A 22,941-nucleotide genomic window follows, 5' to 3' on the forward strand; every position below is an offset into this window, starting at 1 on the left:
CCCCGCGCCAGCGGGGATAAACCGCCTTTGCCGTCCTCGGACAGGCGGCGAACCTCGTGTTCCCCGCGCCAGCGGGGATAAACCGTCAGGCCGCACTCGATGCGGCGACGCTGCGCCGTGTTCCCCGCGCCAGCGGGGATAAACCGCCCATGATGCATTCACGATCCCACTCTGTCGAGTGTTCCCCGCGCCAGCGGGGATAAACCGACCGTATCGCGTCCACAATCCGGCATAACCGCGTGTTCCCCGCGCCAGCGGGGATAAACCGCCCTGACTGTTACAGCAGTTGGGGCTTCAACAGTGTTCCCCGCGCCAGCGGGGATAAACCGAGGCCGCAAATGTTCAGGACAATGTTACCCGCGTGTTCCCCGCGCCAGCGGGGATAAACCGCAGATAGCGAGTACCGGATCACCGGCGTTGACGTGTTCCCCGCGCCAGCGGGGATAAACCGCCGACGAGGCAAGCTGTCGGCAGTCCTTTGGAGTGTTCCCCGCGCCAGCGGGGATAAACCGGCATACTTCGGCAAATGCGATCTTGTGACGCAGTGTTCCCCGCGCCAGCGGGGATAAACCGTAGTGGCGGGTTGTTCCCGCTTCGCTTGCGAAGTATTCCCGCCTGCCACCACTAACATTCCTCTCTCCCCATCTACCCACCCACACACCCACACCTGTCCGGTTTCGGACACTTTCCCTCTGGCCGATTTTGCTATCGTATCCGCGCCATTTTGGATGGCAGAACCTTCAATACTTCAATCAGGGATAAACGATGAAAAAGATTGCGCTGGCGGCATTACTGATGGGTTTTTCGGTCTCCTCTTTTGCGGAAACCGAAACCTGTAAACAATACTTCACTGAAATGGACAGCTTCATCAAAGAAGCGTCAAAACATCAAGAAGCGAAAGCACAGGTTGATATGCTGAAAACTCAGCTTGCGGAAAGCAAAAAACAACTTGAAAGTTATCCTGCTGAACAACAGGATGCGGGTTGCAAGCAGGGGCTGGCAGCAGTGAAACAACTCAATGCCTCACTTGGCATTAAGTGACAAAAAGGGAGCATCGGCTCCCTTCTTTACTTCAGTGGCGCGCTTATTTCTTTCCCGCCTTTGCCAGCTCTCTCACCAGCGGCAGCATAATTCGCACGACGTCGCGGCTACGACGATCGATGCGGCCCGGCAGGGCCTGGTCGATATGCTGGATGTTATCAAGCTTAATATCATGCCAGCTTACTCCATCGGGGAAGGCTTTCGATTTCGCCCGCTGCTGATAACCATCTTTTTTGCCCAGCGACCAGTTTGTTGCTTCAACAGACAGCACCGGAATGCCATCGTCATCAAAAACCTGGGCATCATTGCAGCAGCCGGTACCTTGCGGATAGTCCTCATGCTTACCGGGATTAGTGCTGGCCTTAATGCCGAGATTACGCGCGATAGCCAGCGCACGGTCACGGGTCAGTTTACGTACCGAAGCGGGCGTTTTCTTACCGCTGTTGAAGTAAAGATTATCGCCAACCACTAAATTATCGAGATTGATCACCAGTAGCGTGTGCTTCTTCTCCTGGTCGCTCATGCGCTTGAGAACGTTCTCCGCCCCCAGGCTGCCTTCTTCTTCCCCACTGGAAGCAATGAAGCGAATGCTGTACTCGGTCGGCACCGACTTAAACTGCTCAGCCAGTTCCAGCATAACGCCAAGCCCGACAGCATTATCATCAATACCCTGTAAACTCAGGCCACCAAGATTATGGTCCGTATCAGCTTCACTGCGAGGGGCATAGGTATCCAGATGCGCCATGATGATGATCTGCTGTGGATGCTTACCTTCGTGTGCCGCGATCACCGTACTGCCAGTGACGTTCTGCCAGTTCTTCTGATTATCTCGTGCCGTCCAGCTATAGCGACCGTTAAATTTGCGAATATCACTCTGGTAGCCCATCTGGGCGAACTGCTGGCGCAGATAATCTGCAGAAAGCATCTCCGCCGGGGTACCGGTCATCCGGCCTGGAAAATAAGTCGCAATATGGCGCGCCTGAGTACTCGCAAATTCGCCGGGATGAGGGGCTCGTGCCTGAGCAGGAAGGATAAAGCATACGCCGAGCGCCAGGGCAGCGGTACGGTGGCGCAATGCGGAAAACATAGAGAGTCCTTTATGATGCAAAATTTTTACCGCGCCTAGTATGAAACTGTGACCCGGATTACACAATTTCATTTCTTCTTAAGGTGGTGAAATCAGGTCGCTTAAGCACTTTTTGATATGAGCATTTTCACGGCGTTATTCCTTTGCGGAACTACTCATTCCAATTCGTAATTTCATTCGCCTAAAGGCTCCCCCTATAGTCCCACTATTCCTGTTTGCTTGTGAGTTGTCGCCCTGTGGATTACCTGCCTATATTTGCTGCCGTCAAAGACCGCCCTGTATTGGTTGTCGGTGGCGGTGATGTTGCTGCGCGCAAAATTGCTTTTTTACGTCGCGCAGGGGCGCGCGTGCGCGTGGTGGCCCATCACCTCGAGCCCTCATTGCAGCAACTGGCGGATGAACAACAGATTGAATGGGTGGCGCAGGCGTTCGACGAACCGCAACTCGACAACGTATTTCTGGTGATTGCGGCTACGGACGATGGTGAAGTCAACCGTCGGGTTTTTGACGCCGCAAATGCGCGTCATCGTCTGGTAAATGTGGTCGACGACCAGCCGCTGTGCTCGTTTATCTTCCCGTCCATTGTCGACCGTTCGCCGCTGTTGGTGGCTATCTCGTCCGGGGGAAATGCGCCAGTACTCGCCCGACTGCTGCGCGAAAAAATTGAAGCCTTATTGCCTGCGAATTTAGGGCGGATGGCCGAGGTCGCCGGGCGCTGGCGTAGCCGTATTAAACCGTTTCGCAAAACCACCGATGCGCGCCGCCGCTTTTGGGAAGTGGCCTTTCGTGGCCGTTTCGCCAGCCTGATGGCGGCAGGCAAAGAGCAGGCGGCAGAACAGGTACTGGCGGATGAATTAGAAAAACCGGGCAGCAGCACGGGTGAAATCATTCTGGTCGGTGCCGGGCCGGGCGATGCGGGTCTGCTGACGTTGCGTGGTTTGCAGGTCATTCAGCAGGCCGATGTCGTGTTTTACGATCATCTGGTCACTGAAGGTGTGCTGGAACTGGTACGCCGAGATGCGGAGCTGATTAGCGTGGGTAAACGCGCAGGTTCACATCTGGTCGCCCAGCATGATACCAACCGCATGCTGGTTGAGGCCGCACAGGCGGGCAAGACCGTGGTGCGTCTTAAAGGTGGCGATCCGTTTATCTTTGGGCGCGGTGGTGAAGAGCTTCAGGCCGCGGCAGCGGCAGGCATTCCCTTCCAGGTCGTGCCCGGTGTGACGGCGGCGTCCGGTGCCACCGCTTATGCGGGTATCCCTCTTACTCATCGTGATTTCGCCCAGAGCGCCACGTTTGTGACCGGCCATTACAAAGCGGACAGCGCGCCGTTTGACTGGTCTCAACTGGCGCAAAGCCGCCAGACCCTTGCTATCTACATGGGGACGATGAAAGCAGCGGAAATCGCTCAGCAACTCATTGGGCATGGGCGGCAGGCAGACACACCGGTCGCGGTGATTTCTCGCGGCACTCGGGCTGACCAACAGGTCAGAACCGGCACATTACAACAACTTGAGGAACTGGCGAAAGATGCGCCAATGCCCGCCCTGCTGGTGGTGGGTGAGGTGGTACAGCTGCATCATGAGCTCGCCTGGTTTCAACATACGACAGGCCCGGAAGCGTTTGATGCCTCCGTGGTGAATCTGGCTTAAGGAACGGTTATGGATCAAAAACGACTCACTCACCTGCGACAACTGGAAGCTGAAAGCATCCATATTATCCGCGAGGTGGCCGCCGAATTCTCCAATCCGGTGATGATGTATTCCATCGGCAAAGACTCCAGCGTGATGCTGCACCTGGCGCGTAAGGCGTTTTATCCGGGTACGTTGCCGTTCCCGCTGCTGCATGTGGATACCGGCTGGAAATTCCGTGAGATGTATGAGTTCCGTGACCGTACGGCAAAAGCCTACGGTTGTGAGCTGCTTGTACACAAAAACCCGGAAGGGGTGGCAATGGGAATTAGCCCGTTTGTCCATGGCAGCGCCAAGCATACTGACATCATGAAAACCGAAGGTCTGAAACAGGCACTGAACAAGTACGGTTTTGACGCGGCTTTCGGTGGCGCGCGCCGTGATGAAGAGAAATCCCGTGCCAAAGAGCGTATCTATTCGTTCCGCGATCGCTTCCACCGCTGGGACCCGAAAAACCAGCGCCCGGAGCTGTGGCACAACTACAATGGCCAGATCAACAAAGGGGAGAGCATCCGTGTGTTCCCGCTCTCCAACTGGACCGAGCTGGATATCTGGCAGTATATCTACCTCGAAAACATCGAGATTGTGCCGCTCTACCTTGCTGCTGAGCGCCCGGTGCTGGAACGTGATGGCATGTTAATGATGATCGATGACGACAGAATTGATCTGCAACCGGGTGAAGTTATCGAACAGCGCATGGTGCGTTTCCGTACGCTGGGCTGCTGGCCGCTGACCGGAGCCGTTGAATCAGAGGCGCAGACCCTGCCGGAGATTATCGAAGAAATGCTGGTGTCCACCACCAGTGAACGTCAGGGCCGTATGATTGACCGCGACCAGGCAGGCTCTATGGAGCTGAAAAAACGTCAGGGATACTTCTAAGGAGCCGCCATGAATACCACTATTGCACAACAAATTGCTGATGAAGGCGGCGTCGAAGCGTACCTGCATGCACAGCAGCATAAGAGCTTGCTGCGTTTTCTGACCTGCGGCAGCGTCGATGACGGCAAAAGCACCCTGATTGGACGTTTGCTGCACGACACCCGTCAGATTTATGAAGATCAGCTGTCCACGCTGCACAACGACAGCAAACGCCACGGGACTCAGGGCGAAAAACTCGATCTCGCGCTGCTGGTGGATGGCCTGCAGGCTGAGCGTGAGCAGGGCATCACTATTGATGTGGCATACCGCTATTTCTCTACCGAGAAGCGCAAATTCATTATTGCCGACACCCCAGGGCACGAGCAGTACACCCGTAACATGGCGACCGGTGCGTCGACCTGTGACCTGGCGATCCTGCTGATCGACGCCCGTAAAGGGGTATTGGACCAGACTCGTCGTCATAGCTTTATCTCCACGCTGCTGGGCATTAAACACCTGGTTGTTGCGGTGAACAAAATGGATCTCGTCGGTTTCAGCGAAGAGACTTTTGAGTCCATTCGTCAGGACTACCTCACGTTCGCCGAACAGCTGCCGGGGAATCTCGACATTCGCTTTGTACCGCTGTCTGCGCTGGAAGGCGATAACGTGGCGTCCCAGAGTGCCAACATTCCGTGGTACAGCGGCCCAACGCTGCTGGAAGTGCTGGAAACGGTTGAGATTCAGCGCGTTGTAGAAACCCAGCCGATGCGTTTCCCGGTGCAGTATGTGAACCGTCCTAACCTCGATTTCCGTGGGTTCTCCGGTACGCTCGCCTCCGGCGTTGTGACCGTGGGTCAGCGGGTGAAAGTGCTGCCGTCGGGTGTGGAATCCGCCGTGGCGCGTATTGTGACGTTTGACGGCGATCTACAGGAAGCCCATGCCGGTGAAGCCATCACTCTGGTGCTGAAAGATGAAATCGACATCAGCCGTGGTGACCTGATTCTTGACGCCCAGGAGAGCGTACCGGCGGTGCAAAGCGCATCGCTGGACGTGGTATGGATGGCGGAACAGCCGCTGACGCCGGGCCAGAGCTACGACATCAAAATAGCCGGTAAAAAGACCCGCGCCCGTGTGGATGCGGTTCAATACCAGGTGGACATCAATAACCTCAGCCAGCGTGACGTCGACAGCCTGCCGCTGAACGGTATCGGCCTTGTGGATCTGACCTTTGATGAACCGTTAACGCTGGATCCCTATCAGGAGAATCCGGTGACCGGCGGCCTGATCTTTATCGATCGTTTGAGCAACGTCACCGTGGGTGCCGGCATGGTGCGCGAAGTGCATCAACAGGAAAACGCAGTCCCGTCGCAGTTCAGCGCTTTTGAGCTGGAGCTGAATCAGCTTGTCCGTAAGCACTTCCCGCACTGGGGTGCGCGCGATCTGCTCGGAGGCAAGTAATGGCGCAGCATGACGAAAACGTCGTCTGGCACGCCCATCCGGTAACGGCTGAGCAACGCGAAAAACTCCACGGTCACCGTGGGGTGGTGCTGTGGTTTACCGGGCTATCGGGCTCCGGTAAATCCACGGTAGCGGGTGCCCTGGAAGAGGCGTTGCACAAGCTTGGCGTCAGCACCTATCTCCTTGATGGCGATAACGTGCGTCACGGTCTGTGCAATGATTTGGGCTTTAGTGACGCCGACCGTAAAGAGAATATTCGCCGGGTGGGTGAAGTTGCCCGCCTGATGGTGGATGCCGGCCAGGTGGTGCTGACAGCCTTTATCTCGCCACACCGTGCGGAGCGCCAGATGGTGCGTGAGCGTTTGGGCGAGGGGCGTTTTATTGAAGTCTTTGTGGATACGCCGCTGGCCATTTGTGAAGCGCGCGATCCAAAAGGCCTCTACAAAAAAGCACGGGCAGGTGAATTGCGAAACTTCACCGGCATTGATGCGGTTTACGAAGCGCCTGAATCCCCGGAAGTGCACCTTGAGGGTGAACAATTAGTAACAAATTTGGTGAGCCAATTATTAGACCTGATGAGACGGGACGATATTATCAGATCCTAAGACAGTACCGAGGATACCCATGTTCAGAGGGTATCCAGGTTTTGCCAGCCGCAAAGGCAACGGGGTCAGATATGCGCAACAGTCAGAACATCACCATTTCGCGGTCGGAGAATTTAACGACCAGCGATGAAACCACCTGGTCCTTCCCTGGGGCCATCGTGGGCTTTGTCGCATGGCTGCTGGCACTGTCTGTCCCGTTCCTCCTGTACGGTTCTAACACGCTGTTCTTCTTTTTGTATACCTGGCCTTTTTTCCTCGCACTGATGCCTGTCGCCGTTGTTGTCGGTATCGCCCTGCATTCGCTCCTTGACGGAAAGTTGCTTTACAGCGCCGTTTCGACCCTTTTTATGGTGGTCACGATGTTTGGCGGGCTGTTTATGTGGCTGATGGGCTAAACCCATCCATACTTCAAACCGTAACTCAGGTTAAGACAATATGTCCGGAGAGGACAAACCTTCGGTAAGACGGGCAAATATGCTACATTCTGACGCGGTGAGGCAGTATCACCCGGCCCCGGTGTGGAGTCTGAGAAAAAGTTATGGGATGATGAGGCCGTTTTTCAGGGGGCAGGATGGGTAAATTAACGCTGCTGTTGCTGGCTTTGCTGGTCTGGCTGCAGTATTCGCTGTGGTTCGGCAAAAACGGTCTTCACGATTATGGCCGTGTTAATGACGACGTTACGGTTCAGCAGGCAACAAACGCCAAACTTAAAGCGCGAAACGATCAACTTTTTGCTGAAATTGACGACCTTAATGGCGGGCAGGAAGCGATCGAGGAACGCGCGCGTAATGAATTGACCATGACCAAACCGGGCGAAACATTTTATCGTCTGGTGCCGGACGCCTCTAAGCGTGCTCAGGGGTCAGTACAGAACACACAAAACACACAAAATAATCGATAAACAATCCCGGGTTTATGACATGGCAGCAATCATTCCGGACGTTTATGCCGTGGTGCCGGCCGCTGGATTTGGCCGCCGCATGCAAACGGAATGTCCCAAGCAATATCTTTCTATTGGCGATAAAACGATCCTCGAACATGCCGTGGCGGCGCTGTTAGCGCATCCACGTGTTACGCGTGTTTTTATTGCCGTCACGCCGGGTGATGCGCGCTTTGCGCAGCTTTCTCTTGCGCATCATCCTGCCGTAACGGTGGTGGACGGTGGCGCTGAGCGTGCCGACTCCGTTCTGGCCGGGCTTAACGCCGCGCAGGGTGCACAATGGGTGTTAGTGCACGATGCCGCGCGCCCCTGTCTTCACCTTGACGATCTGAACCGGTTGCTGCAGCTGAGTGAGACCAGCCGCGTGGGCGGTATTCTGGCCGCCCCGGTGCGAGACACCATGAAGCGTGCTGAGCCTGGCAAAAACGCCATCGCGCATACCGTTGATCGTAACGATTTATGGCACGCGCTGACCCCGCAATTTTTCCCGCATCAACTTCTGCATGACTGCCTGACACGTGCCCTTAATGAGGGGGCGACCATTACCGATGAAGCATCGGCATTAGAATATTGCGGATATCACCCCGAACTGGTCGCCGGACGGGCGGATAATATCAAAATCACCCGACCTGAAGATTTACGGCTTGCCGAATTTTACCTTACCCATTCTGAACCTCAGGAGAGAGCATAATGCGCATTGGACACGGTTTTGACGTACACGCATTTGGCGGCGAAGGCCCCATCATCATTGGCGGCGTGCGCATTCCCTGGGAAAAAGGGCTGCTGGCCCATTCAGATGGCGACGTTGCACTGCATGCATTGACCGATGCCTTACTGGGGGCCGCAGCGCTCGGCGACATTGGTAAACTCTTCCCGGACACGGACCCCGCGTTCAAAGGCGCAGACAGCCGTGAATTGTTGCGTGAAGCCTGGCGCCGTATCCAGGCCAGGGGCTACCAGCTTGGCAATGTCGACGTCACCATCATCGCTCAGGCGCCAAAAATGCTGCCGCACATTCCGCAGATGCGCGTATTTATTGCAGAAGACCTCGGTTGTCATATGGATGATGTCAATGTGAAAGCCACGACCACCGAAAAGCTCGGTTTTACCGGGCGCGGCGAGGGCATTGCCTGTGAAGCGGTTGCGCTTTTACTGAAGGCGGCGAAATGACCGATTTTGACCAACTGACCTGGCTGCATGGACAACCTGCTAGCAGCGGGGTGCTCAAAGCTAACCCGGAAGATTTTGTGGTGATCGAAGATTTAGGCTTCGAGCCTGACGGCGAAGGCGAACATATCCTGGTACGGATTCTGAAAAATGGCTGCAATACCCGTTTTGTTGCCGATGCGCTGGCAAAATTCCTTAAAATACACGCCCGCGAAGTGAGCTTTGCCGGGCAAAAAGACAAGCATGCGGTCACCGAACAGTGGCTATGTGCCCGTGTGCCGGGGAATGGGATGCCAGATTTCAGCGGCTTTCAGCTTGAAGGCTGCAAAGTGCTGGAGTACGCACGTCATAAGCGTAAGCTGCGCTTAGGCGCGTTGAGAGGCAATCATTTTACCCTGGTGCTGCGCGGCATTACCGACCGCAATGACGTCGAGGCGCGTTTACAGGCCATTAGCGAGCAGGGCGTGCCGAACTACTTCGGTGCGCAACGCTTTGGTCTTGGCGGCAGTAACTTACTCGGCGCGCTGCGTTGGGCGCAGAGTGATGCGCCGGTGCGGGATCGCAATAAGCGCAGTTTTTGGTTGTCGGCGGCCCGTAGCGCGTTGTTTAATCAGATCGTGCACGAGCGTTTGAAAAAACCAGACTTTAATCAAGTTGTTGACGGCGATGCGCTACAATTAGCGGGGCGCGGAAGCTGGTTTGTCGCCACGGCTGAAGAGCTGGCTGAACTCCAGACGCGTGTTGACGAAAAAGCATTAATGATAACGGCTGCGATGCCGGGAAGCGGCGAATGGGGAACCCAGCGCGCGGCCCTGGCCTTCGAACAAACCGCCGTGGCGGATGCACCGCAATTACAACAATTACTGGTTCGTGAAAAAGTGGAGGCGGCTCGCCGCGCCATGCGCCTTTTCCCGCAACAGATGAGCTGGAGCTGGTGGGATGACGTGACCGTTGAGTTACGTTTCTGGCTGCCTGCGGGAAGCTTTGCAACCAGTGTGGTAAGGGAAATTATCAATACATCGGGTGACTATGCGAATATTGCTGAGTAATGATGACGGTATCCATGCACCGGGCATTCAGACGCTGGCAAAAGCCCTGCGGGAATTTGCTGACGTCCAGGTCGTCGCTCCCGATCGTAACCGTAGCGGTGCGTCTAACTCACTGACGCTCGAATCTTCCCTTCGTACTTTTGCTTTCGACAATGGCGATATCGCTGTGCAGATGGGCACGCCGACCGACTGCGTGTTTCTGGGCGTCAACGCGCTCATGCGCCCGCGTCCGGATGTGGTGGTGTCTGGCATTAATGCCGGGCCTAATCTGGGCGATGATGTCATCTATTCAGGTACGGTCGCGGCCGCTATGGAAGGGCGTCACCTGGGCTTTCCTGCTCTGGCTGTCTCGTTAAACGGCCATAAGCACTACGATACTGCGGCAGCGGTAACCTGCTCGATTTTACGTGGGTTGTCGCGCGAACCGCTGCGTACCGGGCGTATTTTGAACATCAATGTCCCGGACTTGCCCCTCAGCGAAATCAAAGGCATTCGTGTAACGCGCTGTGGCAGTCGTCATCCTGCGGATCAGGTCATTCCGCAGCAGGACCCGAGGGGTAACACGCTTTACTGGATTGGGCCGCCGGGCGAAAAATGCGATGCCGGGCCGGATACTGATTTTGCTGCCATTGATGAAGGCTATGTCTCGGTTACCCCGTTGCAGGTCGATCTTACCGCCTACAGCGCACATGACGTGCTTTCAGGCTGGCTGGAGCGCGCCGGAGTCAGCACGCAATGGTGAGTAAACGCGTACAAACGCTTCTCAATCAATTACGGGCGCTGGGCATTGCGGATGAGCATGTTCTGGAAGCCATCGCGCAGGTACCGCGTGAAAAGTTTATTGATGAGGCGTTTGAACTCCAGGCCTGGGAAAACGTGGCTCTGCCGATAGGGCAGGGGCAAACCATTTCACAGCCCTATATGGTCGCCAGAATGACGGCGTTACTGGAGCTGACGCCACAATCCCGCGTACTGGAAATCGGGACGGGTTCAGGTTACCAGACGGCCATTCTGGCGCATCTGGTACACCACGTTTGTACCGTTGAGCGCATTAAGGGCCTGCAATGGCAGGCGCGACGTCGTCTCAAACAACTTGATTTACACAATGTTTCAACACGTCATGGTGATGGCTGGCAGGGTTGGCAGGCACGCGCCCCGTTTGACGCTATTATTGTGACGGCAGCGCCGCTGGAAATACCCACGGCGCTTATGTCGCAACTGGATGAAGGCGGCATTCTCGTTTTACCCGTGGGCGATGAACATCAGCAACTTAAGCGTGTTCGTCGACGGGGAGACGAATTTATCATCGATACCGTGGAAGCCGTGCGATTTGTGCCCCTCGTTAAGGGTGAGCTGGCCTGAGAAACAGATTTTTCCTGGGTTATTCATTCTCTATCAGCGTATGGTGTGCAAATTTGCTGGCGCCGTTTAGCGGTGTTTAAGTCATTGGTAACTAATACATTCCTGGGGGATAAATGAGCGCGGGAAGCCCTAAATTCACCGTACGTCGTGTGGCAGCACTGTCACTGGTTTCACTCTGGCTAGCTGGCTGCACAAGCTCTAACAACGCACCTGCTCCGGTGAGTTCCGTCAATGGCGAAACCAGTTCCAGCACCAATTCCGGAATGTTAATCACACCGCCGCCAAAGATGGGTAGCCCATCGCAGCCGCAGATCCAGCCTGTGCAGCAACCTGCTATTCAGCCAATGAATCAGTCAACGAATGCTCAGCCCGTCGTCCAACAGCCTGTTGAGACAGCAAATGGTCGTATAGTTTATAACCGTCAGTACGGGAATATTCCGAAAGGCAGTTATACCGGCGGCAGTACGTACACCGTAAAACGCGGTGATACGCTGTTTTATATTGCGTGGATCACCGGGAACGATTTCAGGGACCTGGCGCAGCGAAATAACGTTGCGGCCCCGTATGGCCTGAATGTCGGGCAAACATTGCAGGTGGGTAACGCGTCGGGTACGCCGATAACGGGCGGAAATGCCATCACTCAGGCTGATGCTTCTGCTCAAGGAATCATCACAAAACCTGCACAAAATTCAACCGTGGCTGTTGCGTCCAAACCGACAATTACGTATTCTGAAGACTCAGGTGAACAAAGTGCTAACAAAATGTTGCCTAACAATAAGCCTGCGACTGTAGTCACAGCGCCTGTTACGGTACCTTCTGCAAGCACAGCCGAACCGACTGCCAGCAGTACTTCAACCAGCGCGCCGATTTCAACGTGGCGCTGGCCAACTGACGGCAAAGTCATCGACAACTTCTCTGCCACCGAGGGTGGTAACAAAGGTGTTGATATCGCAGGTAGCAAAGGACAGGCTATCGTCGCGACCGCAGATGGTCGTGTTGTATATGCCGGTAATGCTCTGCGAGGTTACGGTAATCTTATTATCATCAAACATAACGATGATTACCTGAGTGCCTACGCCCATAACGATACGATGCTGGTCCGGGAACAACAAGAAATCAAGGCGGGGCAGAAAATAGCTACCATGGGTAGCTCCGGAACCAGTTCTACACGCTTGCATTTTGAAATTCGTTACAAGGGGAAATCCGTAAACCCGCTGCGCTATTTACCGCAGCGATAATTCGGCAAAGTGGTTGAAGTCTTCCTCCTTTCGTCGTTGCAGTGCGCGCAGATGCCGCTGCAACAGACAAAATGAAGTCGCTTCAGGTGCTTTGTCCAGGGATCACGGGTAGGAGCCACCTTATGACTCAGAATACGCTGAAAGTTCATGATTTAAATGAAGATGCGGAATTTGATGAAAACGGAGCAGAGGTTTTCGACGAGAAAGCCTTAGTAGAAGAGGAACCCAGTGATAACGACGTGGCCGAAGAGGAGTTGTTATCTCAGGGGGCAACCCAGCGTGTGCTGGATGCAACTCAACTCTATCTTGGGGAAATTGGTTACTCCCCATTACTGACAGCCGAAGAAGAAGTTTATTTTGCACGTCGCGCATTACGCGGCGACGTGGCCTCTCGCCGTCGCATGATTGAAAGTAACTTGCGTCTGGTGGTGAAAATTGCCCGTCGATACAGCAACCGTGGCCTTGCGCTGCTGGATCTTATCGAAGAGGGGAATTTGGGTCTCATCCGCGCCGTTGAGAAATTTGACCCAGAACGTGGGTTCCGTTTCTCAACCTATGCGACCTGGTGGATTCGTCAAACGATTGAACGGGCGATTATGAATCAAACCCGTACCATTCGTCTGCCGATTCATATTGTTAAAGAGTTGAACGTCTATCTGCGTACTGCGCGCGAGTTGTCCCATAAACTGGACCATGAGCCAAGTGCGGAAGAGATTGCCGAGCAGCTTGATAAACCGGTCGATGACGTGAGTCGTATGTTACGTCTCAACGAACGTATCACCTCTGTTGATACCCCGTTGGGCGGCGATTCCGAAAAAGCGCTGTTGGACATCCTGGCGGATGAAAAAGACAACGGTCCAGAAGACACAACGCAAGACGATGACATGAAGCAAAGTATCGTCAAATGGCTGTTTGAGCTGAATGCTAAGCAGCGTGAAGTGTTGGCTCGTCGTTTTGGTCTGCTGGGTTACGAAGCCGCTACGCTTGAGGATGTTGGTCGTGAAATCGGTCTGACCCGCGAACGCGTTCGTCAGATTCAGGTTGAAGGTCTGCGTCGCTTGCGTGAAATTCTGCAGGCACAGGGGCTGAATATTGAAGCTCTGTTCCGCGAGTAAGTCCTGAATTATACTGACCGTAAAAGTCGGACAGAATAATCGAAGCATCTAAGAGAGAGTCCATGGCTTACATGGGCTCTTTTTTTTCCTGTTAACGCTAAACAAACCATTTCACCGCCCAATTATCCATACTGCTGCTTCTTCCTCCAGGCGTTTCACTTATTCATCGTCACCTTGCACTCTGGCTTTTCTCGTGAAGAACCTTTAAACCTAAACCATCTCACCGAAGTGCGGTTCTACAAAACTCTTACAGAGTTACCCAAGTGAATAGAGTTAATAAGAACGCATGGCATGCTGGCATGCTGGCATGCGCAGCTATCATCACTTCAAGAACGTCACACCTATGCATATGCTCGGCATCTGCATATACTTGAGGTATGCTTAAAAACCAGCCCCTCAGGAGAAAGAGTATGAGAACCGTATCGATATTCAAAAACGGCAACAACCGCGCCATTCGTCTGCCTCGCGATCTGGATTTTGAGGGGGTGAGCGAACTGGAGATCGTCCGTGAAGGTGACACTATTATCCTTCGTCCCGTTCGCCCAACATGGGGATCGTTCAGGCAACTGGAAAAGGCTGATTCGGACTTTCTGGCCGAGCGTAAGGATGTTGTCAGTGACGAAGGGCGGTTTGACCTGTGAATAAGACCTATATGCTGGACACTAACATTTGCTCGTTCATCATGCGTGAGCAGCCGGATGCTGTCATAAAACGGCTGGAACAGGCCGTGCTGCGCAATCACCGCATCGTGGTTTCAATCATTACCTATGCTGAGATGCGTTTCGGTGCTATCGGAAAGAAGGCCTCCCCCCGGCACAGCCTGCTTGTTGAAGCTTTCTGCGCCCGTCTTGATGCCATCCTCTCCTGGGACCGCGCCGCAGTGGATGCAACAACGGAGATTAAGGCCGCTCTGACTGCGGCCGGTACGCCAATCGGTCCTAACGACACGGCGATTGCAGGGCATGCTATCGCCGCAGGTGCCGTGCTGGTGACGAACAACGTGCGGGAGTTTATGCGTGTGCCTGGCCTGGTCTTTGAAGACTGGGCTAACTGACGGCAGAAAGATTGTTAAAGGCCGGCGGTTCCGTTATGTGTCAGAAGCGGATATCTGGAATGTAGATCATGCCGCTGGCACATTCAGCCTCTCTATTAACGGTAAAGCGATTGCTCATCTCCTTGAGCCATTTGTGCCCCGAGACAAACCTGCATATGCTGAAATCCGTGATGAGGCGATGAAGGTTATTGCTGAAGTATCTACTCAGTCAGTGCTGACAACCATAGAGGAAACTGGCCTCATGCCCGATGTTTTGTTTGCTTACCATGCTGAGGATATATAGCAGAAGCAAAGCTGACGGTCAGGCAAGGTAGATTCAGCCGTGTTCATTATTAAAAGATACATTAAGCCCTCGGGCGAAAGCCATAACTCGTCTTTTGAAATCAGCGATGTTTCCTTGGGGCTCATTACTGATTATCAGTAAGTAATCCATCTCTTCTGCTAAAGCTGGATATCGGGAATTGAATTTAAAACGATACTCTTCGAGTGTTTCCGGCCAGTCTTTGTCGTGTTCACTGCGAAGAATATTGGTGGCTCGGATTACCTTTCTTGCAACAGCACGCTGTAGCTGCCGCTTTTTATTTTCGTCAGTAGATGACTGCATTTGAACGATGAGATTTTCCAGTACCGACAGGAAATCACCATTCACTGCTACCGCGATGGCTTTTGAAGGTTTAAATGCATGAAATCGCTTGCTGAGGTCCTTTCCGTAGACGCAAACACAGTGATGCTTGAGCCAATATCCCCAGCTTAGTTGATTGTCTGGATGCAGTACTTGTTGAAAGAAACCACAATCAAAATCGATTTTACTGACCACTGGGCTATTCTTTTCAAGTTCACACTGGACTGCAGTCAGGTGAGCTGCAGTCACCTGATCGGGTTCATCATTGAATATGATTGTCATATCGAGATCGGACTTCCCCGCCTTTGCCCGGCCTTCAGCTACGCTCCCATATACATAAAGGCTATGTATAAGTTCAGGAAAGGATTGCTTTAGCTTTGCTACGACGTGTGCGACAGCATTTGAGAACTCGGACTGCAATTTATGATTTTTTGGCAGGGCAATGAAGCCGTTGTGATCGAGAGCCATATTACATCCCTTTTGATTACGTCATTCACCACGCTAACATGCTACTGAAATTTGAGATCCTCATGACTCATTAATTATATCTTTAAAGTCGGCTTCTTGATCACTGCTGACCTAAACTCCGTCATTTCAAATGCTGTTCAAATCGGAAGAACTGACGCGAACTTTAGTATCTCCATCGATAATATAGAACCCAGTGCAAGCTGCTCACCCATATTATCTGTTTATTCATGGGCTTCCCCGATGAAAATCATGAGGGAAAATTTGCAGCGGGTAAATCCTCAGGTAATATTCTACCGGGCATAGAGCTCGCCAGTTTGAGAGTGCAACTAAATAGGGGCAGAACAAACATCAAAATACCGGTCATCTGACCGGCTTTTTTTTGCTTTTTTCGCTCAGCGTTAGCTCTGATGTTCCGCCAGTAAGGGGGGAATGGAAGGCACCTGCGGGGCATCATCAATATCTTTCTGCGTCATCCGAAACGCTTCGGGATAATGTTCGCGGCTGGTGCGGCGCAGCGGCTCGGTATTACGCCAGGTGTATAAACAGTGCTGGCATTGGTACACGATCCAGACATCTTTCACCGGCGACGTCGCCATTACTTCAATGTGCTCATCAGCACAACGTGGACAAATCATCTTTCCCTCCTTATTTACGTGCGGCAAGCATCGCGGTCAATTTTTCTGCCCAGGCTTTTGTTTCAGGGAGATCCTGTACCGGCTGGCTGTAGTGGCCGCGTTTATCTGGCGCGACCGGCGTCGTGGCATCAATAATCAGCTTGTCGGTGATCCCGGCAGGGCTTGAGCCCGGATCGAGTTCCAGTACCGACATGTTCGGTAACTGCACCAGATCGCCAGCCGGGTTTACTTTTGATGACAACGCCCACATCACCTGTGGCAGGTTAAAGGGATCGACATCCTCATCAACCATAATCACCATTTTCACGTAGCCCAGGCCGTGAGGCGTGGTCATGGCGCGCAGGCCGACCGCACGGGCAAAGCCGCCGTAGCGTTTTTTGGTGGAGATGATCGCCAGCAGGCCGTGGGTATACATGGCGTTCACCGCCTGTACTTCCGGGAACTCTGCTTTCAGTTGCTGGTAGAGCGGCACGCAGGTGGCCGGACCCATCAGGTAGTCAATTTCTGTCCACGGCATACCGAGGTAGAGAGACTCGAAAATCGGTTTGGTGCGGTAAGAGACTTTATCAATACGCACCACCGTCATGTTACGACCACCGGAGTAGTGGCCGGTAAATTCACCAAAAGGCCCTTCGATTTCACGTTTTCGGCCTTCAATGACCCCTTCCAGAATGACTTCTGAACCCCAGGGCACATCAAAGCCGGTGAGCGGTGCGGTGGCGATAGGATAGGGACTTTCGCGCAGCGCGCCGGCCATTTCATATTCGGATTGATCGTACTTAAGCGGTGTGGCCCCCATCAGGGTGATAATCGGATCGTTCCCCAGCGTAATGGCAATCGGCAAATCTTCACCGCGCTCTTCCGCTTTGTGCAGGTGCAACGCAATATCGTGCATCGGGACCGGTTGCAGACCCAGCTTGCGTTTGCCTTTCACTTCCATACGGTAGATGCCGACGTTCTGTTTACCGAAATGGTCGGGATCAAGGGGATCGCGGGAGACCACGCAGGCTTTATCCAGGTAGAAGCCGCCGTCACCTTCATTCAGGCGGAACAAGGGCAGAATATCGAATAAGTTGATGGCATCACCGTCAACGGTGTTTTCCGCCCAGCCGGGATTCGCACGGCGTTCGGGTGTCACCGGGAATTTATCCCAGCGACGGATAAACTCATCAATCTGGTTTTTTACCGGCGTATTCGGCGGCAGTCCCAGCGAAATGGCATGATTTTGCCAGGAGCCGATGGTGTTCATCACCACCCGGGCATCCGTAAAGCCGCGAATATTATCGAACCAGACGGCGGGCGCACCTTCACCGATTCGTCCAGTGGCGTTAGCCGCGGCGGCCAGGTCCGGCTCGGCATTGACCTCTTCACTGATTTTCAGCAATTGCCCCTGTTCATCGAGCGCTTGCAGGAAGCTTCGCAAATCATCAAAAGCCATCTTCTTTCTCCTGTGAAAAATTTTGTGCCGCCTGCAGACCATGCCAGCGACGGGATTTAGGGTGCTCAAGGCCAAACTGGTCCAGCACGCGGGTCACGATGTGTTGGGTGATGTCATCCACGGTTTGCGGATGGTTGTACCAGGCGGGCATCGGGGGAACCATCGCTACGCCCAGGCGCGACAGTGCCAACATATTTTCCAGATGAATCGTGCTGAGCGGGGTTTCTCGTGGGACGAGCACCAGCTTGCGGCCCTCTTTGAGGATCACATCGGCGGCGCGGCCAATGAGCCCCTCTGCATAACCTGCCCGGATACCGGCTAGCGTTTTCATGCTGCAGGGAATGATGACCATGCCGTCAGTACGAAACGATCCGGATGAGATAGTGGCGGCCTGATCCGCCGGGCTATGGCAAACATCCGCCAATGCAGCCACCTCTCTGGCGGTGAAAGGGGTTTCCAGTTCGACGGTGGTTTTCGCCCACTTTGACATCACCAGATGCGTTTCCACTTCCGGCATGTCGCGCAAGGCCTGTAGCAGTGCGACCCCCAGCGGTGCACCTGTTGCGCCCGTCATGCCGATTATCAATTTCATTCACTACCTCAATACTGTTCGTATACGAACGTTTGTGGAAAAGTTACGCCCGATCGCGCTGACTGACAATATTGTTCGTGCACGGTCGCACTTTTTGTCAAAAACTGAGCGATTAAAAAGCCACGCGTTAATCGCTATCATAGAGGTGAGATTTTGTTACGGAGCACTCATGGAGTTAAGAAACGAAGCCTTCCACCTGTTACGCCAGCTGTTTCAGCAGCACACGGCGCGCTGGCAGCATGCGTTACCTGAGCTGACCAAGCCGCAATATGCGGTGATGCGTGCTATTGCTGAAAACCCCGGCATTGAGCAGGTTGCCTTGACGGAAGTGGCCGTCAGTACCAAAGCGACACTGGCGGAAATGCTCAGTCGAATGGAAGCTCGTGGGCTGGTGAGGCGCGAGCAGGATCCGGCAGACAAACGACGGCGTTTTTTGTTTTTAACCGCACAAGGGGAAGCGGCGTTGAGTACCAGTGTGCCCCTTGGCACCGGCGTGGATGAGAAATTCCTCGGTCGACTTAGTGAAGCGGAGCGAGAGCAGTTTACAATTCTCATCCGCAAGATGATGCGTTGAAACACGTGTAGAGGAAAAAACAAACCGCCCGCAGTGGGCGGTTTGTCGGCAACACGGCGATCAGTTAAGGGTATATTCCAGCGAAATGTCCGCGTTCAGAACTTTAGACACTGGGCATCCCGCTTTGGCTTTCTGAATGGCTTCGTCAAATTTGGCGGCATCCGCACCCGGCACTTTGACGGCGCTTTTCAGCGCGATTTTGGTGATCGCAAAGCCGCCGTCCACCTGGTCGAGGGTCACGGTTGCCGTGGTATCAATGCTCTCTGCGGTGTAACCGACTTCACCCAGGATCATTGAGAGCGCCATTGAGAAGCAGGCCGCATGCGCTGCGCCAATCAACTCTTCCGGGTTGGTCCCCGGAGTGCCTTCGAAACGGGTGTTAAAGCCGTAAGGCAGTTCTTTCAGCGCGCCGCTCTCAGTTGAAACGGTCCCTTTGCCACGTTTAAGGTCGCCTGCCCAGTGAGCCTGTCCTTTCTTTTGAATTGCCATCGCATCGTTCCTTTCATTATTGAGAGAAATAAATCGAGAGAAATAAAAAGTATAGAAGCCGAGAACAGCCTTGCCTGGCATTAGGGAAATTTATTCGGGAAAGGCAGGCCCGCCATTCGTAGCGGGCCCGATTGATTACAGCAGATTTTTCAGGCGGTAAATCCACTCCAGCGCCTGGCGCGGCGTCAGGGAGTCCGGGTCAAGGTTTTCCAGCGCCTCGACCGCAGGGTTGGTCTCTTCCGGCGCATTCAGTAACGACATTTGGGTGCCATCAATCTGCGTCGCACCTGCACTCGGTGAGAGGCTCTCCAGCTCGCGAAGTTTACCGCGGGCACGTTTGATCACCTCTTTTGGCACCCCTGCCAGCGCGGCAACAGCAAGACCGTAGCTTTTACTGGCCGCACCATCCTGCACGCTGTGCATAAAGGCGATGGTGTCACCATGCTCAAGGGCATCAAGATGCACGTTGGCGACCCCTTCCATTTTTTCCGGCAACTGCGTCAGCTCGAAATAGTGAGTGGCGAACAGGGTCAGGGCTTTGATTTTATTCGCCAGATTTTCCGCACAGGCCCACGCCAGCGACAGACCGTCGTAGGTTGAGGTGCCGCGTCCAATCTCATCCATCAGCACCATGCTGTGTTCGGTGGCATTATGCAGAATGTTGGCGGTTTCCGTCATCTCTACCATGAAGGTTGAGCGGCCTGAAGCAAGATCGTCCGCCGCGCCAACGCGGGTGAAAATTCGGTCTATCGGCCCGATTTCCACTTTCTGCGCTGGCACGTAGCTGCCGATATACGCCAGCAAAGCAATTAGCGCGGTCTGGCGCATATAGGTACTTTTACCGCCCATGTTCGGGCCGGTAATGATTAACATTCGACGCTGGGGCGACAGGCTAAGGGGGTTGGCAATAAAGGGCTCTTTCAGCACCTGTTCCACCACCGGGTGACGCCCCTCAATGATGCGAATGCCGGGCTTGTCGCTAAAGGTCGGGCAGCAGTAGTTCAGTGTCTCCGCACGTTCGGCTAAATTCACCAGCACATCCAGCTCGGCAAGGGCGGTAGCGCTCTGTTGCAGCGCTTCAAGGTGCGGCAGTAGCAGGTCGAACAGTTCGTCATAGAGCTGTTTTTCCAGCGCCAGCGCTTTGCCTTTTGAGGTCAGAACTTTGTCTTCGTACTCTTTTAATTCGGGAATGATATAGCGTTCAGCATTTTTCAGCGTCTGACGACGAACGTAGTGGATAGGCGCAAGATGGCTCTGCCCACGGCTGATCTGAATGAAATAACCGTGCACGCCGTTGTAGCCGACTTTCAGCGTATCCAGCCCCAGCTTTTCACGTTCACGAATTTCCAGCCTGTCGAGGTAATCTGTCGCTCCTTCTGCCAGTGCGCGCCATTCATCCAGCTCGGCGTTATAACCCGGCGCAATGACGCCGCCGTCACGGACCAGCACCGGCGGCGCTTCAATGATCGCGCGCTCAAGGAGTTCGCGCAGTTCAGTGAACTCCCCCATTTTTTCACGCAGCTGTTGTACCGGCGCGCTGTCGACATCAGACAATTGCGCGCGCAGTTCCGGCAACTGCTGGAAGGCATAACGCATACGCGCAAGGTCGCGTGGGCGAGCGGTGCGCAAAGCCAGGCGCGCCAGAATACGCTCCAGATCGCCGACCTGGCGTAATACCGGTTGCAGTTCGCTGGTACGCTCTTGCAGCGCGCCAATGGTCTGCTGACGCTCAAGCAGCGTTTTACTGTCACGCACCGGCATGTGCAGCCAGCGTTTTAACATCCTGCTGCCCATTGGGGTGACGGTACAGTCGAGCACTGACGCAAGGGTGTTCTCAATGCCGCCCGCGAGGTTTTGCGTTATCTCCAGATTGCGACGGGTCGCCGCATCCATAATGATGCTGTCCTGCTGGCGCTCCATGGTAATCGAGCGAATATGAGGCAGGGAGGTGCGCTGGGTGTCTTTTACATATTGCAGCAGGCAGCCTGCCGCACACAGGCCACGTGGCGCGTTCTCGACGCCAAAACCGACCAGGTCGCGGGTGCCAAACTGTAAGTTTAACTGCTGGCGCGCGGTATCAATTTCAAATTCCCATAGCGGGCGACGACGCAGGCCCCGGCGGCCTTCAATCAGCGCCGTTTCGGCAAAATCTTCGGCATAGAGCAGTTCTGCCGGGTTGGTACGCTGCAACTCTGCCGCCATGGTTTCACGATCCGCCGGTTCGCTGACGCGAAACCGGCCAGAACTGATATCGAGAGTGGCATAACCAAAACCTTTGCTGTCCTGCCAGATGGCAGCCAGCAGGTTGTCCTGACGCTCCTGCAGCAACGCTTCATCGCTGATGGTGCCTGGCGTGACGATGCGCACCACCTTCCGCTCCACCGGCCCTTTGCTGGTGGCTGGGTCTCCTACCTGTTCGCAAATGGCGACCGATTCACCGAGGTTCACCAGTTTGGCGAGATAGTTTTCAACCGCATGATGCGGAATCCCCGCCATCGGAATCGGTTCCCCCGCTGAGGCGCCGCGTTTGGTCAGCGAGATGTCCATCAACTGGGATGCGCGTTTGGCATCGTCATAAAACAGTTCGTAAAAATCGCCCATCCGGTAAAAGAGCAGAATCTCAGGATGCTGAGCTTTCAGTTTCAGATACTGCTGCATCATTGGGGTGTGGGCGTCAAAATTCTCTAGTGTACTCATCAGCTTATGATGTCCATTTGCTTGAATTTTAATGAGTCAGTGATATTTGTTGTTGTCATTGAGTTCACGTCTCATTGGTTCTTATGAATGCGCAGGGTGCATGATAACGGACTCTTTGGGGGAGGAAAACAGCGGCTGTCGCGTCGCTGACAGGGCGACTGGCGTTAAACCCTTCTTCTATGGCGGCACCTGCCCTTTAATGGGCAAACTTGCCCAGGTTAACATTGGAAACTTTCCGCAGACTTCTCTTGCTGCTGTACGTCTTAAACTCAATGAATTAAAGCTCCTCCGGTAGGATGGAAGATGCCCAGCGACTGAACTCAAACAAGAAATCACATACGCGCAATCGAAGCTGAACAAGCCAAAGTACCTGAACTCACTATTCAGGGTTTGGTGGAGCTATACCTGAAAGAGCTCTTTGAAGACCGTAATACGAGTCAAATCACGCGCAATGACGTGATTACTCTTATCAATGGGATTGTTGCCAGAGGAGCACAAGTCCAGGCAGGTAATGTTCTACGAGAGCTGTCATTGGCCTACGAGTTCGTTATTGGTTTAGGCCGATTCGATGCCAGTTTTGCTAACCCCGCGCTATTAGCAAAATCCAGTCTCCGCCATACCCGTATCAAGCTTACCAACAATCGCGGCACGCGTGTCTTGAGTGAAGCTGAGCTGAAAAAATTTCTTCAGTGGCTGCCGGGATCCGCTTTTTTACCGACAATTAAAACATGCTTCGTCTGAATCTCTGAACAGGTTGCCGT

27 protein-coding genes and 1 CRISPR repeat array (1 of these 28 running past the window's edge) are annotated in these 22,941 nt (G+C 54.0%); of the genes, 19 read left to right on the forward strand and 8 right to left on the reverse strand.

Annotated features, from left to right (window positions below; all coding sequences use genetic code 11):
• Window positions 1–573: direct repeats of the CRISPR family, unit length 29 nt; unit sequence GTGTTCCCCGCGCCAGCGGGGATAAACCG; it begins 1,287 nt to the left of the window's first position.
• Between the two features lie 192 nt (window positions 574–765).
• On the forward strand, window positions 766–1,041 hold the full coding sequence (locus ACUY4Q_RS05000; RefSeq protein WP_458045980.1) for a DUF5339 domain-containing protein: 276 nt from the start codon (window positions 766–768) through the stop codon (window positions 1,039–1,041).
• A gap of 43 nt (window positions 1,042–1,084) precedes the next feature.
• Here ACUY4Q_RS05000 and ACUY4Q_RS05005 read toward each other — a convergent pair whose 3' ends face one another.
• Complete coding sequence (locus ACUY4Q_RS05005) at window positions 1,085–2,128, reverse strand: aminopeptidase (RefSeq protein WP_458045981.1); 1,044 nt, start codon at window positions 2,126–2,128, stop codon at window positions 1,085–1,087.
• A gap of 245 nt (window positions 2,129–2,373) precedes the next feature.
• Between ACUY4Q_RS05005 and cysG the strand changes: the two genes are divergently transcribed.
• From cysG to ACUY4Q_RS05060, 11 genes are all read left to right on the forward strand, one after another.
• Entirely contained in the window at window positions 2,374–3,780 is a 1,407-nt protein-coding gene (gene cysG / locus ACUY4Q_RS05010; protein WP_458047262.1) for a siroheme synthase CysG, read from the forward strand.
• Window positions 3,781–3,789: 9 nt separating this feature from the next.
• Window positions 3,790–4,698, forward strand: coding sequence for a sulfate adenylyltransferase subunit CysD (gene cysD, locus ACUY4Q_RS05015; protein WP_458045982.1), 909 nt, complete (start codon window positions 3,790–3,792; stop codon window positions 4,696–4,698).
• A 9-nt stretch (window positions 4,699–4,707) separates the two neighbouring features.
• On the forward strand, window positions 4,708–6,135 hold the full coding sequence (gene cysN / locus ACUY4Q_RS05020; protein ID WP_458045983.1) for a sulfate adenylyltransferase subunit CysN: 1,428 nt from the start codon (window positions 4,708–4,710) through the stop codon (window positions 6,133–6,135).
• The gene (cysC, locus tag ACUY4Q_RS05025) at window positions 6,135–6,740 is read left to right on the forward strand and encodes an adenylyl-sulfate kinase (RefSeq protein ID WP_458045984.1); all 606 of its coding nucleotides are present in this window, start codon (window positions 6,135–6,137) and stop codon (window positions 6,738–6,740) included. Before cysN ends, cysC begins: the two co-directional genes overlap by 1 nt.
• A gap of 71 nt (window positions 6,741–6,811) precedes the next feature.
• A complete protein-coding gene (locus ACUY4Q_RS05030) occupies window positions 6,812–7,135 on the forward strand; it encodes a DUF3561 family protein (RefSeq protein ID WP_458045985.1) in 324 nt (107 codons plus the stop codon).
• 176 nt (window positions 7,136–7,311) lie between these two features.
• The gene (ftsB, locus tag ACUY4Q_RS05035) at window positions 7,312–7,641 is read left to right on the forward strand and encodes a cell division protein FtsB (RefSeq protein ID WP_458045986.1); all 330 of its coding nucleotides are present in this window, start codon (window positions 7,312–7,314) and stop codon (window positions 7,639–7,641) included.
• 19 nt (window positions 7,642–7,660) lie between these two features.
• A complete protein-coding gene (ispD, locus tag ACUY4Q_RS05040) occupies window positions 7,661–8,371 on the forward strand; it encodes a 2-C-methyl-D-erythritol 4-phosphate cytidylyltransferase (protein WP_458045987.1) in 711 nt (236 codons plus the stop codon).
• Complete coding sequence (gene ispF / locus ACUY4Q_RS05045; protein WP_458045988.1) at window positions 8,371–8,850, forward strand: 2-C-methyl-D-erythritol 2,4-cyclodiphosphate synthase; 480 nt, start codon at window positions 8,371–8,373, stop codon at window positions 8,848–8,850. Before ispD ends, ispF begins: the two co-directional genes overlap by 1 nt.
• Window positions 8,847–9,896 carry a tRNA pseudouridine(13) synthase TruD gene (gene truD, locus ACUY4Q_RS05050; RefSeq protein ID WP_458045989.1) on the forward strand — a complete coding sequence of 350 codons (1,050 nt, stop codon included), beginning with the start codon at window positions 8,847–8,849 and terminating at the stop codon, window positions 9,894–9,896. The genes ispF and truD overlap by 4 nt, the downstream gene beginning before the upstream one ends.
• A complete protein-coding gene (gene surE / locus ACUY4Q_RS05055) occupies window positions 9,877–10,638 on the forward strand; it encodes a 5'/3'-nucleotidase SurE (RefSeq protein WP_458045990.1) in 762 nt (253 codons plus the stop codon). The genes truD and surE overlap by 20 nt, the downstream gene beginning before the upstream one ends.
• Complete coding sequence (locus ACUY4Q_RS05060) at window positions 10,632–11,258, forward strand: protein-L-isoaspartate(D-aspartate) O-methyltransferase (protein ID WP_458045991.1); 627 nt, start codon at window positions 10,632–10,634, stop codon at window positions 11,256–11,258. Before surE ends, ACUY4Q_RS05060 begins: the two co-directional genes overlap by 7 nt.
• 91 nt (window positions 11,259–11,349) lie before the next feature.
• On the opposite strand, the gene ACUY4Q_RS05065 is transcribed toward ACUY4Q_RS05060, so the two are convergent.
• On the reverse strand, window positions 11,350–11,490 hold the full coding sequence (locus tag ACUY4Q_RS05065; protein ID WP_458045992.1) for a peptidase: 141 nt from the start codon (window positions 11,488–11,490) through the stop codon (window positions 11,350–11,352).
• Between ACUY4Q_RS05065 and nlpD the strand changes: the two genes are divergently transcribed.
• The 5 genes from nlpD to ACUY4Q_RS05090 all read left to right on the forward strand — a co-directional run bounded on the left by nlpD (window position 11,423) and on the right by ACUY4Q_RS05090 (window position 14,948).
• Window positions 11,423–12,496, forward strand: coding sequence for a murein hydrolase activator NlpD (gene nlpD / locus ACUY4Q_RS05070; protein WP_458047263.1), 1,074 nt, complete (start codon window positions 11,423–11,425; stop codon window positions 12,494–12,496). The two genes, ACUY4Q_RS05065 and nlpD, sit on opposite strands and share 68 nt — an antisense overlap.
• A 122-nt stretch (window positions 12,497–12,618) precedes the next feature.
• A complete protein-coding gene (gene rpoS / locus ACUY4Q_RS05075; RefSeq protein ID WP_437432584.1) occupies window positions 12,619–13,611 on the forward strand; it encodes an RNA polymerase sigma factor RpoS in 993 nt (330 codons plus the stop codon).
• Window positions 13,612–14,021: 410 nt separating this feature from the next.
• Window positions 14,022–14,252, forward strand: a complete 231-nt coding sequence (gene vapB, locus ACUY4Q_RS05080; protein ID WP_458045993.1) for a type II toxin-antitoxin system VapB family antitoxin — start codon at window positions 14,022–14,024, stop codon at window positions 14,250–14,252.
• A complete protein-coding gene (locus ACUY4Q_RS05085) occupies window positions 14,249–14,665 on the forward strand; it encodes a PIN domain-containing protein (protein WP_458045994.1) in 417 nt (138 codons plus the stop codon). The genes vapB and ACUY4Q_RS05085 overlap by 4 nt, the downstream gene beginning before the upstream one ends.
• 37 nt (window positions 14,666–14,702) lie before the next feature.
• Entirely contained in the window at window positions 14,703–14,948 is a 246-nt protein-coding gene (locus tag ACUY4Q_RS05090) for a hypothetical protein (RefSeq protein ID WP_458045995.1), read from the forward strand.
• 33 nt (window positions 14,949–14,981) lie between these two features.
• Here the strand turns inward: ACUY4Q_RS05090 and ACUY4Q_RS05095 are convergent, their stop codons facing one another.
• From ACUY4Q_RS05095 to ACUY4Q_RS05110, 4 genes are all read right to left on the reverse strand, one after another.
• Window positions 14,982–15,755 (reverse strand): nucleotidyltransferase domain-containing protein, encoded by a 774-nt coding sequence (locus ACUY4Q_RS05095; protein WP_458045996.1) that lies wholly within the window; start codon window positions 15,753–15,755, stop codon window positions 14,982–14,984.
• Between the two features lie 398 nt (window positions 15,756–16,153).
• Window positions 16,154–16,390, reverse strand: a complete 237-nt coding sequence (locus ACUY4Q_RS05100) for a non-oxidative hydroxyarylic acid decarboxylases subunit D (protein WP_458045997.1) — start codon at window positions 16,388–16,390, stop codon at window positions 16,154–16,156.
• 10 nt (window positions 16,391–16,400) lie between these two features.
• Window positions 16,401–17,828, reverse strand: a complete 1,428-nt coding sequence (locus tag ACUY4Q_RS05105) for a non-oxidative hydroxyarylic acid decarboxylases subunit C (protein WP_458045998.1) — start codon at window positions 17,826–17,828, stop codon at window positions 16,401–16,403.
• The gene (locus ACUY4Q_RS05110) at window positions 17,818–18,420 is read right to left on the reverse strand and encodes a non-oxidative hydroxyarylic acid decarboxylases subunit B (RefSeq protein ID WP_458045999.1); all 603 of its coding nucleotides are present in this window, start codon (window positions 18,418–18,420) and stop codon (window positions 17,818–17,820) included. The genes ACUY4Q_RS05105 and ACUY4Q_RS05110 overlap by 11 nt, the downstream gene beginning before the upstream one ends.
• Window positions 18,421–18,589: 169 nt before the next feature.
• Between ACUY4Q_RS05110 and ACUY4Q_RS05115 the strand changes: the two genes are divergently transcribed.
• Window positions 18,590–18,994 carry a MarR family winged helix-turn-helix transcriptional regulator gene (locus ACUY4Q_RS05115; protein WP_458046000.1) on the forward strand — a complete coding sequence of 135 codons (405 nt, stop codon included), beginning with the start codon at window positions 18,590–18,592 and terminating at the stop codon, window positions 18,992–18,994.
• Window positions 18,995–19,054: 60 nt separating this feature from the next.
• Here the strand turns inward: ACUY4Q_RS05115 and ACUY4Q_RS05120 are convergent, their stop codons facing one another.
• On the reverse strand, window positions 19,055–19,483 hold the full coding sequence (locus ACUY4Q_RS05120) for an OsmC family protein (protein ID WP_458046001.1): 429 nt from the start codon (window positions 19,481–19,483) through the stop codon (window positions 19,055–19,057).
• Between the two features lie 135 nt (window positions 19,484–19,618).
• The gene (mutS, locus tag ACUY4Q_RS05125; protein ID WP_458046002.1) at window positions 19,619–22,180 is read right to left on the reverse strand and encodes a DNA mismatch repair protein MutS; all 2,562 of its coding nucleotides are present in this window, start codon (window positions 22,178–22,180) and stop codon (window positions 19,619–19,621) included.
• A gap of 393 nt (window positions 22,181–22,573) precedes the next feature.
• Between mutS and ACUY4Q_RS05130 the strand changes: the two genes are divergently transcribed.
• Window positions 22,574–22,921, forward strand: coding sequence for a hypothetical protein (locus tag ACUY4Q_RS05130; RefSeq protein ID WP_458046003.1), 348 nt, complete (start codon window positions 22,574–22,576; stop codon window positions 22,919–22,921).
• Window positions 22,922–22,941 lie beyond the last annotated feature (20 nt).

Source organism: Phytobacter cepae (genome assembly GCF_054165735.1).